Below are 12,702 nucleotides of genomic sequence, written 5' to 3'. Positions count from 1 at the left end.
CGCTGACGCACCCCGCCCTCGCGCATCCACCTCCACACTTTCGCGAGCCCGACGCTCGGCCCGCACACCGCTGCGCCCGCAGGGCTACGGCAACACCCCCGCCCGCCGTGCCGCCACCACCGCCTCACCGCGCGTATGGGCGCCCAGCTTTCGCATGGCCGATCGCAGGTAGCCCTTGACCGTCTCCGCCCGCAGCCCCAGTCGCTCGGCCGCGGTCGCGTTCGTCGCGCCGGCCGCCACGCACGTCAGGACGTCCAGCTCGCGGGGTGCCAGTCGCACGCCGTTCGGCGCGGTTCCCTCCGCCAGGAGGCCGCACGCGTCGAGGAGTTCCGCCCGCAGGGCGGGGTCGCCGATGCGCGGTGCCAGGGCGCGCAGGGCCGCGTGCGCCTCGCGCACCTGCTCCCACGCCGCGCCCCGGTCGGGCGGCGCCGGCTGCGGCCGGGCGGCCTCCAGCAGCCCCCGCACCTCGTCGCGCACCACCAGCGCCTGCTCCACGTCCCGCGCGGCCTCCACGGCCATCGTCAGCGTGCGGTCGCCCAGCGGCTGGGCCGTGCGCAGGGCGCCGTACAGGACACCGCGCACCCGGCGTCGTACGACGACCGGGACCGCGAGGACCGAGCACAGCCCCTCCATGGCGACGGCGGCGTCGTACTCATGGGTGATCTGCCGTGAGGTGGAGTAGTCCGTGACCGCGCAGGGGCGGGCGAGGGCGACGGCCTTGCCGCCCAGGCCGTTGCCGGCGGTCACCGAGATTGTGCGCAGGGAGTCGGTGGCCGTGCCGTTCAGTTCGCTGATGCGCATTCTCCGGTGGCCGGAATCCACCAGGCCCCCGAAGGCGACAGGCAGTCCCGTCGCCCGGCGCAGGCGCACCAGCGCGCTCCTCATCTCCACCGTCTCGGCCGCGTCCACTGCCACGTCTCGCCCTTTCACTGCGGCGTTCCCGGAGCGCACACCCCCGTTCGGGGGTAGTGAGACCCACGTCACGGATTACACGATGACAGAGAGCCGCCCGGCAAGGTCCGGTACCTAGGAGGACAACACATGACGACGGGGACGGAGTCGTTCCGCAGGGCGCGGGACTTCCTGCTGGAACACCGCGAGGACTACGCGACGGCGTACGAGGGGTTCGCCTGGCCCCGGCCCGACCGGTTCAACTGGGCGCTCGACTGGTTCGACGTCATCGCGGACGGGAACGACCGCACCGCCCTGCACATCGTCGAGGAGGACGGCAGCGAGGTCCGGCTGTCCTTCGCCGAGACGGCCGAGCGGTCCGGTCGGGTCGCGAACTGGCTGCGGGGGCGTGGCGTCCGGGCCGAGGACCGTGTTCTCGTCATGCTCGGCAACCAGGCCGAGCTGTGGGAGATCGCCCTCGCGGCCATGAAGCTGCGCGCCGTCGTCATCCCGGCCACGCCGCTGCTCGGCCCGGCCGACCTGCGCGACCGGGTGGAGCGCGGACGCGTCCGGCATGTGGTGGTGCGGGCCGAGGACACCGGCAAGTTCGACGACGTGCCCGGCCGCTACACGCGCATCGCCGTCGGCGGGGCACCCGAGGGCTGGCAGGCGTACGAGGACGCGTACGACGCCCCCGCCGGGTTCACCCCCGACGGGCCGACCGCCGCCGACGACCCGCTGATGCTGTACTTCACCTCCGGGACCACCGCCCGCCCCAAGCTGGTCGAGCACACCCACGTCTCGTACCCGGTCGGGCATCTGGCCACCATGTACTGGATCGGCCTCAAGCCCGGCGACGTGCATCTGAACATCTCCTCGCCCGGCTGGGCCAAGCACGCCTGGTCCAATCTCTTCGCGCCGTGGAACGCCGAGGCGACCGTCTTCATCCACAACTACACGCGCTTCGACGCGGCCCGCCTGATGGCCGAGATGGACCGCGCGGGCGTCACCACCTTCTGCGCCCCGCCGACCGTGTGGCGCATGCTCATCCAGGCCGACCTGAGCGCCCTGCGCACCCCGCCCCGTGAGGTCGTGGCGGCGGGTGAGCCCCTGAACCCCGAGGTCATCGAGCAGGTCCGGCGCGCCTGGGGCGTGACCATCCGGGACGGCTTCGGGCAGACCGAGACCGCCGTCCAGGTCTCCAACAGCCCCGGCCAGCCCCTGAAGACCGGCTCCATGGGCCGCCCCAGCCCCGGCTTCCGCGTCGAGCTGCTCGACCCGGTCTCCGGCGCGCCCGGCGCCGACGAGGGCGAGATCGCCCTCGACCTCTCCGCCCACCCCGTCGGCGTGATGACCGGCTACCACGGCGACGCCGACCGCACGGCGGAGGCGATGGCCGGCGGCTACTACCGGACCGGGGACATCGGCTCCCGGGACGCCGACGGCTACATCACCTACGTCGGCCGCGCGGACGACGTCTTCAAGGCGTCCGACTACAAGATCAGCCCCTTCGAGCTGGAGAGCGCGCTGCTGGAGCACGAGGCGGTGGCCGAGGCGGCCGTCGTGCCCGCGCCGGACGAGCTGCGGCTCGCGGTGCCGAAGGCGTACGTCGTCCTCGCCGACGGCTGGCAGCCCGGCCCCGACACGGCCAAGGTGCTCTTCGAGCACTCGCGGGACGTCCTCGCGCCGTACAAGCGGGTGCGCCGGCTGGAGTTCGCGCCGCTGCCCAAGACCGTCTCCGGAAAGATCCGCCGCATCGAGCTGCGCGAGGCCACGGCCGCCGGCTCGGACGCCGAGTACCGCGAGGAGGACTTCCGATGAGCTCCTACGCCCACGGGACCGGGGACACCGCGCTGCTCGGCGACACCATCGGCGCCAACCTGGACCGGGCCGTCGCGACGTGGCCGGACCGGGAGGTGCTGGTCGACGTGGCGTCGGGACGGCGCTGGACCTACCGCGCGTTCGCCGCCGACGTGGACGAGCTGGCGTACGCACTGCTCGCGAGCGGTATCGCCAAGGGCGACCGGGTGGGCATCTGGGCGATCAACTGTCCCGAGTGGGTCCTGGTCCAGTACGCCACCGCCCGCATCGGCGCGATCATGGTGAACATCAACCCGGCCTACCGCACCCATGAGGTCGAGTACGTCCTCAACCAGGCGGGGATCTCCCTGCTGTTCGCCTCGCTGAGCCACAAGAGCAGCGACTACCGGGCGATGATCGAGCAGGTGCGCGGCAGGTGCCCGAAGCTACGGGAGACGGTCTTCATCGGGGACCCGAGCTGGGAGGCGCTGATCGCGCGGGGGACACCCGCCCCGTTCGAGGACCTGTCCTGCGACGACCCCATCAACATCCAGTACACGTCGGGCACCACGGGCTTCCCGAAGGGGGCCACCCTCTCCCACCACAACATCCTCAACAACGGTTACTTCGTGGGGGAGTCGATCGCCTACGACGAGCGGGACCGGATCTGCGTCCCGGTGCCCTTCTACCACTGCTTCGGCATGGTGATGGGCAATCTGGCCGCCACGTCGCACGGCGCCTGCATCGTCATCCCCGCCCCGTCCTTCGACCCGACGGCCACGCTGCAGGCCGTCCAGCAGGAGCGGTGCACCTCGCTCTACGGCGTCCCGACCATGTTCATCGCGGAGCTGAACCTCCCCGACTTCGCCTCCTACGACCTCTCCTCCCTGCGCACCGGCATCATGGCGGGCTCGCCCTGCCCGGTCGAGGTGATGAAGCGGGTGGTCGCCGAGATGCACATGGCGGAGGTGTCCATCTGCTACGGCATGACCGAGACGTCCCCCGTCTCGCTGCAGACCCGGAGGGACGACGACCTCGAACACCGCACCGGCACGGTCGGCCGCGTCCTGCCGCACATCGAGGTGAAGATCGTCGACCCGGCGACCGGAGTGACCCGGCCGCGCGGCACGGCGGGCGAGCTGTGCACCCGCGGCTACAGCGTGATGCTCGGCTACTGGAACGAGCCCGAGAGGACCGCCGAGGCCATCGACGCCGGGCGCTGGATGCACACCGGTGACCTCGCGACGATGCGCGACGACGGCTATGTGGAGATCGTCGGCCGGATCAAGGACATGATCATCCGGGGCGGGGAGAACATCTACCCGCGCGAGATCGAGGAGTTCCTGTACGGCCACCCCAAGATCGCGGACGTCCAGGTCGTCGGGGTGCCGCACGAGCGGTACGGCGAGGAGGTGCTGGCCTGCGTCATCCCGCGCGACGCGGCCGATCCGCCGACGCTGGAGGACCTGCGGGCCTTCTGCGACGGGCAACTCGCGCACTACAAGATCCCGAGCCGGTTGCGGACCCTCGACGCCTTCCCGATGACGGTGTCCGGGAAGGTGCGGAAGGTGGAGCTGCGGGAGCGGTACGCGGCCGCCGACTAGGTTCTGTCTCTTTGGTCAGCGTCGGGTCCAGATGAGGATGCCCGCGAGGTGGAGTGCGGCCTGGTAGGCGATCGCGAGTTTGTCGGTTCGTGTGGCCAGGCCGCGCCACTGCTTGAGGCGGTTGATGCACCGCTCGACGGTGTTCCGCTGCTTGTACGCCTCGCTGTCGAAGCCGGGCGGGCGGCCACCGAGTCGGCCTCGCCGCAGGCGGTGGCCAACTTGGTCGGACGGCTGCGGGATGACCGCACGGATGCCCCGGCGCCGCAGGTGGCTGCGGATGGCACGTGAGGAATACGCGCGGTCGGCAAGAACGGCCAGGGGCCGGGTCCGGGGCCTGCCCGGGCCAGTGCGGGGCACGCGGATGCGGGACATCACCGTCTCGAAGGCGGGTGCATCACCTGCCTGGCCTGCGGTGACGGTGAAGGCGAGGGGCCGGGCGTGGCCGTCTGCGGCCAGGTGAACCTTGGTGCTCAGCCCGCCGCGGGAACGTCCGAGCGCGTGATCGGCGGGCTCGCCGCAGTGAGCCGCCCCTTTTTGAGTGCTCCGGCAGCATGCTGGTGGGCCCGGACGACCGTGGAGTCCACCGACACCGTCCAGTCGATGTCGTCGTCGGCGTCCGCCGCCGCCAGGACGGCAGCAAGGATCATTTCCCAGGTGCCGTCGACGGCCCATCTGATCAGCCTCTTGTGAGCGGTTTGGAATGAGCCGAGCTCGTCGGGCAGGTCCCGCCAGGGCGAGTTGGTGCGGTACTTCCACGCGATGGCCTCGAGCGTTCGGCGGTGGTCGGCCCATCGCCGTCCGCGGACCGGATCGGCCGGCATCAGCGGCTCGATCCGGTCCCACATCGCATCAGTGATCACTAACCGGACGGACACATCCGATCAACCGACCAACCCATCAAAGAGACACGCGCTAGCCGCGGCGCATACCGACCCGGGGCCATCTGTCGAGGCCGAGCTCCGCCTCATGGGCGCGGATCTTCCGCAGCCCGGGGGTGAGCTCTGCCTCGGCCAGGACACGGAAGCCGAGGCGTTCGTAGTACGGCGCGTTCCACGGCACCTCGGTGAAGGTGGTCAGGGTGAGACCGGCCAGACCCTCCTCGCGGGCACGGTCGGCGGCGTACGCGAGGAGGGTGCGGCCGATGCCCCGGTGGGCGGCGTCGGGGTGGACCGAGACCTGCTCGATGTGCAGGGCGCCGTCCACCGGCTCGCAGATCAGATACGCGACAGGGCGGCCACCGGAGTCACAGGCGACCCACGCCCGGCCCGCCCCGCGGTAGTGCTCCAGGACGTCCAGGGCGGGCGGCTCGTCGTCGGCGACGGCTGCCATGCCGAGCCCGCGGAAGGCGGCGCCCGCGGCACGTTCGACGTCCTGGAGGACCGGAAGCTCGGCGGGCGTGGGCGGTCGGATGCGCATGTGCCGAGTGTCCGTCGGCGGGCGCGGGTGGCGCGAGCGGATTAGGACTGGCAACGGGGCAGCGCCCCAAAGGGGCGCGGGGAACTGCGCGACCAGCCACGACGGGCCCGCAGACGAAAGCCGGCATTTCACCGCACCCTCAGCGGAGCGTTCACGCGCCGGTCGCGTCCAGTTCGTCGGCCAGGGCGTTGACCGGCTGGGGTGTGCCCGTGAGGTCGAGGACGAAGAGGGGGACGCCGAGGGAGTCGGCGCGGGCGCGGGCGTCGGGGGCGTAGCCGGAGAGGGAGAAGTAGACGCAGGCCGTCGACTCCGTCATGGCCGTCAGCCACAGGCACTCCACGTCCCGCAGGGTGGCCGGCCTGACCGTCGGGTCGACGTGGGCGAGCAGACCGTGGGCGGCGATGCCGACGCCGGACGTGGGGCGCTGGTCGGCGCGGCGGATGTCGCGGTAGCCGAGCCAGCGCAGATAGACGGCGGCCGCGGTGACCGCGTCACGGGCGGTGCGGATGGTGATCGGCTGGAAGGCGCGGCGCGCGGCGGCCTTGGGAGGAGGCGCGGGCTCGCCCCCGGCGTCGGTCCGCGCCAGAGGAACGCGCAGTACCGCCCCGCACGGGCAGCCCAGCTCGGGGCGGGGCCACTCGCCGTCGTGGCCGCACGCCGTACAGCGCACGCTGATCCATTCGTCGTCCCAGGTGCGATGGGCGACGGCCGCAGCGGTTCCGGCGGGGGCGAGCCGCGGTGCGACGGGCGCCCCGCACTCGCAGGGATAGGCGGGGACCGTATAGACGTGCTCGCGTCGGCAGGCCGGGCAGCGCACGGACACGCTCTCGGACATGACCCTCATCGTCCTCCAAGAGGCCCTGGCTTGTCCCTCTCTTGACGGCATTCGCGCACCCTCCTACATTACTTCCAGATAGTAGAAATAAGTTTCCGCTATGCGGAACAAATTCACGGAAGAGGCTCACCGCGGGGCGCGACGGGAGTGCGAATCCGACAGCCGAAGCAGGAGTACTCAATGGCTCGTATGACCGCTGCCCGAGCGGCAGTCGAGATCCTCAAGCGCGAGGGCGTCAGCAACGCGTTCGGCGTGCCGGGCGCGGCGATCAACCCCTTCTACGCGGCGCTCAAGGCCTCCGGCGGCATCAACCACACCCTCGCCCGCCATGTGGAGGGCGCCTCGCACATGGCGGAGGGCTACACCCGCACGCACCCCGGCAACATCGGCGTCTGCATCGGCACCTCCGGCCCGGCCGGCACCGACATGATCACCGGCCTGTACTCCGCGACCGGCGACTCCATCCCGATCCTGTGCATCACGGGCCAGGCGCCGACCGCCGTGATCCACAAAGAGGACTTCCAGGCGGTCGACATCGCCTCCATCGCCAAGCCGGTCGCGAAAATGGCGGTGACCGTCCTGGAGGCCGCGCAGGTCCCCGGCGTCTTCCAGCAGGCCTTCCACCTCATGCGCTCCGGCCGGCCCGGCCCGGTCCTCATCGACCTGCCGATCGACGTCCAGCTCACCGAGATCGAGTTCGACCCGGAGACGTATGAGCCGCTCCCGGTCTACAAGCCGGCCGCGACCCGCGCGCAGATCGAGAAGGCGATCGGCATGCTGAACGCCGCCGAGCGCCCGCTGATCGTCGCGGGCGGCGGTGTCATCAACGCCGACGCCGCCGAACTCCTCGTCGAATTCGCCGAGTTGACCGGCACTCCGGTCGTCCCCACCCTCATGGGCTGGGGCCTCCTGCCCGACGACCACGAGCTGAACGCCGGCATGGTGGGCCTGCAGACCTCGCACCGCTACGGCAACGCGACCTTCCTGGAGTCCGACTTCGTCCTCGGCATCGGCAACCGCTGGGCCAACCGCCACACCGGCAAACTGGACGTCTACACGGCAGGCCGGAAGTTCGTCCACGTCGACATCGAGCCGACGCAGATCGGCAAGATCTTCGCCCCGGACTACGGCATCGCGTCCGACGCCAAGGCCGCGCTGGAGCTGCTCGTCGAGGTGGCAAGGGAGTTGAAGGCGGCGGGCGGCCTCCCCGACCGCTCGGCGTGGGCATCCGCGGCCCAGGAGAAGAAGGCGACCCTCCAGCGCCGTACGCACTTCGACGACATCCCTATCAAGCCGCAGCGTGTCTACGAGGAGATGAACAAGGCCTTCGGCCCGGAGACCCGGTACGTCTCCACGATCGGCCTCTCGCAGATCGCCGGCGCCCAGATGCTGCACGTCTTCAAGCCGCGGCACTGGATCAACTGCGGGCAGGCGGGCCCGCTGGGCTGGACGATCCCGGCGGCGCTGGGTGTGGCGAAGGCCGACCCGGAGGCACAGGTCGTCGCCCTGTCCGGCGACTACGACTTCCAGTTCATGATCGAGGAGCTGGCGGTCGGGGCGCAGCACAAGATCCCGTACGTCCACGTCCTCGTCAACAACTCCTACCTGGGCCTGATCCGTCAGGCGCAGCGGGCGTTCGACATCGACTTCCAGGTCAACCTGGAGTTCGAGAACATCAACTCGCCGGAGCTGGGCGTCTACGGCGTCGACCACGTCAAGGTCGCCGAGGGCCTGGGCTGCAAGGCGATCCGGGTGACCGACCCGAGCGAACTGGGCGCGGCCTTCGAGCAGGCCAAGAAGCTCGCCGCCGAGTTCCAGGTCCCGGTCGTCGTCGAGGCGATCCTGGAGCGTGTCACCAACATCTCCATGTCGACGACCAACGACATCGGCAACGTCGTGGAGTTCGAGGAGATCGCGACGGAGCCCGGCCATGCGCCGACGTCGATCAGGACGCTGAAGGTCTGACACCTGCGGCCACGGCGAGGGGCGGTCCAACCGAAGGGTTGGGCCGCCCCTTTCGTGCTCCCCCGTGTTCTCCGTGCTCCCCCGTCGAGGCCCGCCGCCCCCGTGCCGGCGGGCCCCGTGTGAGAAGAATGTGCCCGCGGCAGGGGGCGGTTGAAGCCCTCTGACGCCGGTTCAGAGGTTGATCTGAGGGTTCCGTAGCCGACGTACGCCCGGTGGTGTACGCGGCCGCGCTACTCCTCGTGGCGCTCCGACAGCCCCGGCCAGTCGTCGGGGCCGCCGATGTGCCATGCCTTCAGCCTCCAGCGGAAGCGGCCGGCACGCACGCCGAAGAGCGCCGGGCACGGGACCGTCCGTACCCGGCGCTCTTCAGCCGGTGAGGTATTCGGTTGTGGCCGTCCGACGGTGCGAGGCTGGGCGCGACAGGACGTTCGCGCCGCCGGACGGGGTCTGTGGCGGGGACCGCGGCGGATGCGACGGTTCGGGCGTCCCTCCCTCAGGTCGAAGAAGGACGCCCAGCAACCTTCACCACCGCACTGGCTCGCACGCCGCCGCGGTCCCGGTCCTGCCCGGACAGCGCTGGACCACCCCTCATCCGGGTCCAACGCCGACACGGGCGGCTGGAGTTGAGGCTCAGTCCTCGCGCAGGGCGCGGACCGCCTCCTCCACGCGCTTGCCGTACTCGGGGTCGGCGGCGTGGAAATGGGCCAGGTTCTTCTCGATCACGTCGTCGCGGGAGACCTGGGAGAGGCCACCGGCGATGTTCGCGACCAGTCGGGACTTCTCCTCGGCCGACATCAGCCGGTACAGCTCGCCGGCCTGGAAGAAGTCGTCGTCCTTGGTGTGGAGGGGGGCGGAGTGGGTGCCGGTGTGGCCGGTCACCGCCAGCGGGGCCGACAGCGGGCGGCCGGTCTCCGCCGGGCCGTCGCAGGAGTTCGGCTCGTAGTTCTTGGCGTGCCGGCCCTGGGAGTTGGTGGCCATGAAGCCGTCGCGGCCGTAGTTCTGCGCGGTCGTCGCCTTCGGGGCGTTCACCGCGAGCTGGGTGTGGTTGACGCCCAGGCGGTAGCGGTGGGCGTCCGCGTAGGCGAACAGGCGGCCCTGGAGCATCTTGTCGGGGGAGGGGCCGATGCCGGGGACGAAGTTGTTCGGGGAGAACGCGGCCTGCTCGACCTCGGCGAAGACGTTGTCCGGGTTGCGGTCGAGGACCAGGCGGCCCACGCGCCGCAGCGGGTAGTCCTTGTGCGGCCAGACCTTGGTCAGGTCGAACGGGTTGAAGCGGTAGTCGGCCGCCTCGGCCGCCGGCATGAGCTGGACGTACAGGGTCCAGGACGGGTGCACGCCCCGCTCGATGGCCTGGAGCAGGTCCGTCTGGTGGGAGTTGGCGTCCTTGCCCGCGAGCTCGGCCGCCTGCTCGCTGCTCAGGCAGCGGATGCCCTGGTTGGTCTTGAAGTGGTACTTGACGAAGAAGGCCTCGCCGTCGGCGTTCGTCCACTGGTAGGTGTGCGAGCCGTAGCCGTTCATGTGCCGGTACGACGCCGGGATGCCGCGGTCGCCCATCAGCCAGGTCACCTGGTGCGTGGCCTCGGGGGCGTGCGCCCAGAAGTCCCAGACGTTGTCCGGCTCCTGGCGGCCGGTGAACGGGTCGCGCTTCTGCGAGTGGATGAAGTCGGGGAACTTGATCGGGTCCTTGATGAAGAACACCGGGGTGTTGTTGCCGACGAGGTCGTAATTGCCCTGAGCCGTATAGAACTTGAGGGCGAAGCCGCGCGGGTCACGGACCGCGTCCGCGCCGCCGAGGCTGTCGGCGACCGTCGAGAAGCGCAGGAACACCTCGGTCCGCTTGCCCACCTCGCTCAGGAAGTCGGCGTGGGTGAAGCCGGTGACGTCGTCGGTCACCTCGAAGTGGCCGTAGGCGCCGGAGCCCCGGGCGTGCACCACGCGCTCCGGAATGCGCTCACGGTTGAAGCGCGCCAGCTTCTCCAGCAGGTGCTGGTCCTGGAGCAGGAGCGGGCCGCCGATGCCGGCGGAGGCGGAGTTCTGGTTGTCGGCGACCGGGGCGCCGGACTCGGTGGTGAGCACGCGCTTCGACATCGTGGACCTTCCGTACGAGAGGGCAGCGGAGATCTTCGGAAAACTTCTTCCGCTTTGTGGAGCCTAGAAGTGGGGTGATCTGAGCGTCAACAGTTTGTTGAAGATGATTCCGGGCGGCGCCGACGCCTGGGCGCGACAGGACAGGTGTCAGCGGCGGCGCCGCCCGGAAGTCTCGGGGCGGGTCAGACCTGGGCGCCCGACAGGCGCTCCACGGCCCGCAGCAGGGCCGAGTGGTCCAGGCCGCCGTCACCCTGCGCACGCAGGGACGCGACCAGCTGCGCGACCACGGCGCCCACGGGCAGCGCGGCGCCGACGTTGCGGGCGGCGTCCGTGACGATGCCCATGTCCTTGTGGTGCAGGTCGATGCGGAAGCCCGGCTTGAAGTCCCGGTTGAGGAAGTTGTCCTTCTTCCGCGTCAGCACGGTCGAGCCGGCCAGGCCGCCGTTGAGGACGTCCAGCGCGGCCGTCAGGTCCACGCCCGACTTCTCCAGGAAGACCACGGCCTCGGCGCACGCCTGGATGTTCACGGCGACGATGAGCTGGTTGGCCGCCTTCACGGTCTGGCCCGAGCCGTGCGGACCGCACAACACGATGGTCTTGCCGAGGGCGTCGAAGATCGGCTTCGCCTGGTCGAAGTCGGCCTGCTCACCGCCGACCATGATCGACAGCACGGCCTCGACAGCGCCGGCCTCACCGCCGGACACCGGGGCGTCCAGGACGCGGATGCCCTTGTCCTGGGCGGCCCCCGCCAGGTCGACCGAGGTCTGCGGGGTGATCGAGGACATGTCGATCAGCAGGGCGCCGGACTTCGCGTTCTCCAGGATGCCGTCGGGGCCGTAGGAGATGGCCTCGACCTGGGGGGAGGCCGGGACCATCGTGATGACGACGTCGGCGTCCCGCACGGCCTCGGCGATCGAGCCGGCGGCCGTGCCGCCCGCGGCGGCCAGTCGGTCCAGCTTGTCCTGCTCCAGCGTGAAGCCGGTGACCTGGTAACCCGCCTTGATCAGGTTCTCGGACATGGGGGAGCCCATGATGCCGAGGCCGATCCAAGCGATCTTGGGAAATGGGGTGCTCATGATGGGGGTGCCTTTCGGTACGGGGTCAGCGGGGCAGCCAGTCGAAGGCCTCGGCGCTCGGGCGGTCGCCCGGCTTGTACTCGAGGCCGACCCAGCCGTCGTAACCCGCCTTCTGCAACTGGTCGAGGAGGTCTTCGAGGGGCAGAGAGCCGGTGCCGGGCGCGCCGCGGCCCGGGTTGTCGGCGATCTGGACGTGGCCGGTCTTCGCCGCGTACTCCTCGATCACCGACGGGAGGTCCTCGCCGTTCATGGACAGGTGGTAGAGGTCCATGAGGAAGCGGGCGTTGCCCAGTCCCGTCGCTTCGTTGACCTTGTCGACGACTCCGACGGCGGCCGGGGCCGAGACCAGCGGGTACAGCGGTGACTCGGGCCGGTTCAGGGCCTCGATCAGCAGGACCGCGCCGATCCGGTCGGCGGCCCGCGCCGCGAGCACGAGGTTCTCCAGCGCCAGCGCGTCCTGCGCGGCCGGGTCCACGCCCTCGACGCGGTTGCCGTACAGGGCGTTGAGGGCCTTGCAGCCGAGCGAGGCCGCGAAGTCGGCGGCCACGTCGATGTTGGCGCGGAACCTCTCCGACTCCGCGCCCGGGATCGACAGGGCGCCACGGTCGGGGCCGGGGAGCTGTCCGGCGTAGAAGTTCAGCCCCGTGAGCTGGACGCCCGCGTCCTCGATCGCCTTCTTCAGGGCGTCGAGCTCGGACCGCTCGGGGGTGGGGGAGTCGACCCAGGGCCACCACAGCTCGACCGCGGTGAAGCCGGCCGCGGCGGCGGCCGCGGGGCGCTCCAGGAGCGGGAGTTCCGTGAAGAGGATCGACAGGTTGACGTTGAAGCGCTGCGCTGTGGCTGTGTCCAACTTGAAACCTGGCATGGGGCCGGCGCTCCCTTCCGTTCTTGAGATTCCATATTGCGGAAGTTAGTTTCTGCTTAATGGAAGATTGCCGTCGGAGGTCGGGCTTGTCAAGGGGGACATGTCGAGGAACCCGGGTGCCACGTGTTTGAGATCGCCTCTCGGGGAAGGCGAACGCGCATG

10 protein-coding genes are annotated in these 12,702 nt (G+C 70.5%); 3 read left to right on the top strand and 7 right to left on the bottom strand.

Features of this window, described 5'->3' with window-relative positions:
- Positions 1–84: 84 nt before the first annotated feature.
- Positions 85–915 carry a helix-turn-helix transcriptional regulator gene (locus tag IM697_RS31710; protein WP_194039515.1) on the bottom strand — a complete coding sequence of 277 codons (831 nt, stop codon included), beginning with the start codon at positions 913–915 and terminating at the stop codon, positions 85–87.
- A 126-nt stretch (positions 916–1,041) separates the two neighbouring features.
- Here IM697_RS31710 and IM697_RS31705 point away from each other — a divergent pair, with 126 nt between their 5' ends.
- Positions 1,042–2,712 (top strand): AMP-binding protein, encoded by a 1,671-nt coding sequence (locus IM697_RS31705; protein ID WP_194039514.1) that lies wholly within the window; start codon positions 1,042–1,044, stop codon positions 2,710–2,712.
- Positions 2,709–4,295, top strand: coding sequence for an AMP-binding protein (locus IM697_RS31700; RefSeq protein WP_194039513.1), 1,587 nt, complete (start codon positions 2,709–2,711; stop codon positions 4,293–4,295). The genes IM697_RS31705 and IM697_RS31700 overlap by 4 nt, the downstream gene beginning before the upstream one ends.
- Positions 4,296–4,310: 15 nt before the next feature.
- On the opposite strand, the gene IM697_RS31695 is transcribed toward IM697_RS31700, so the two are convergent.
- From IM697_RS31695 to IM697_RS31685, 3 genes are all read right to left on the bottom strand, one after another.
- A protein-coding gene (locus IM697_RS31695; protein WP_265582736.1) for an IS5 family transposase occupies positions 4,311–5,140 on the bottom strand; the annotation gives its coding sequence in 2 pieces (ribosomal slippage) (positions 4,311–4,820 and positions 4,823–5,140; 828 coding nt in all).
- A gap of 67 nt (positions 5,141–5,207) precedes the next feature.
- Complete coding sequence (locus IM697_RS31690; protein WP_194039512.1) at positions 5,208–5,711, bottom strand: GNAT family N-acetyltransferase; 504 nt, start codon at positions 5,709–5,711, stop codon at positions 5,208–5,210.
- 151 nt (positions 5,712–5,862) lie between these two features.
- Positions 5,863–6,555 carry a hypothetical protein gene (locus IM697_RS31685; protein WP_194039511.1) on the bottom strand — a complete coding sequence of 231 codons (693 nt, stop codon included), beginning with the start codon at positions 6,553–6,555 and terminating at the stop codon, positions 5,863–5,865.
- 171 nt (positions 6,556–6,726) lie between these two features.
- On the opposite strand from IM697_RS31685, the gene gcl reads away from it, so the two are divergent.
- Entirely contained in the window at positions 6,727–8,511 is a 1,785-nt protein-coding gene (gene gcl / locus IM697_RS31680; RefSeq protein WP_194039510.1) for a glyoxylate carboligase, read from the top strand.
- A gap of 630 nt (positions 8,512–9,141) precedes the next feature.
- Here the strand turns inward: gcl and IM697_RS31675 are convergent.
- The 3 genes from IM697_RS31675 to IM697_RS31665 all read right to left on the bottom strand — a co-directional run bounded on the left by IM697_RS31675 (position 9,142) and on the right by IM697_RS31665 (position 12,540).
- Positions 9,142–10,599 carry a catalase gene (locus IM697_RS31675; RefSeq protein WP_194039509.1) on the bottom strand — a complete coding sequence of 486 codons (1,458 nt, stop codon included), beginning with the start codon at positions 10,597–10,599 and terminating at the stop codon, positions 9,142–9,144.
- 182 nt (positions 10,600–10,781) lie between these two features.
- A complete protein-coding gene (locus tag IM697_RS31670; RefSeq protein ID WP_194039508.1) occupies positions 10,782–11,675 on the bottom strand; it encodes a 2-hydroxy-3-oxopropionate reductase in 894 nt (297 codons plus the stop codon).
- A 25-nt stretch (positions 11,676–11,700) separates the two neighbouring features.
- Positions 11,701–12,540 (bottom strand): TIM barrel protein, encoded by an 840-nt coding sequence (locus tag IM697_RS31665; protein ID WP_194039507.1) that lies wholly within the window; start codon positions 12,538–12,540, stop codon positions 11,701–11,703.
- Positions 12,541–12,702 lie beyond the last annotated feature (162 nt).

The sequence above is a fragment of the Streptomyces ferrugineus genome (genome assembly GCF_015160855.1).
GTDB classification, from domain to species: domain Bacteria; phylum Actinomycetota; class Actinomycetes; order Streptomycetales; family Streptomycetaceae; genus Streptomyces; species Streptomyces ferrugineus.
This window is presented reverse-complemented; position numbering and strand designations above follow the sequence as displayed.

Excerpts from the sequence above, each read along its gene's own strand:
- IM697_RS31705 (WP_194039514.1), top strand. The coding sequence starts at position 1,042 with ATGACGACGGGGACGGAGTCGTTCCGCAGGGCGCGGGACTTCCTGCTG.
- IM697_RS31700 (WP_194039513.1), top strand. The coding sequence starts at position 2,709 with ATGAGCTCCTACGCCCACGGGACCGGGGACACCGCGCTGCTCGGCGAC.
- IM697_RS31690 (WP_194039512.1), bottom strand. The coding sequence starts at position 5,711 with ATGCGCATCCGACCGCCCACGCCCGCCGAGCTTCCGGTCCTCCAGGAC.
- IM697_RS31685 (WP_194039511.1), bottom strand. The coding sequence starts at position 6,555 with ATGAGGGTCATGTCCGAGAGCGTGTCCGTGCGCTGCCCGGCCTGCCGA.
- gcl (WP_194039510.1), top strand. The coding sequence starts at position 6,727 with ATGGCTCGTATGACCGCTGCCCGAGCGGCAGTCGAGATCCTCAAGCGC.
- IM697_RS31675 (WP_194039509.1), bottom strand. The coding sequence starts at position 10,599 with ATGTCGAAGCGCGTGCTCACCACCGAGTCCGGCGCCCCGGTCGCCGAC.
- IM697_RS31670 (WP_194039508.1), bottom strand. The coding sequence starts at position 11,675 with ATGAGCACCCCATTTCCCAAGATCGCTTGGATCGGCCTCGGCATCATG.
- IM697_RS31665 (WP_194039507.1), bottom strand. The coding sequence starts at position 12,540 with ATGCCAGGTTTCAAGTTGGACACAGCCACAGCGCAGCGCTTCAACGTC.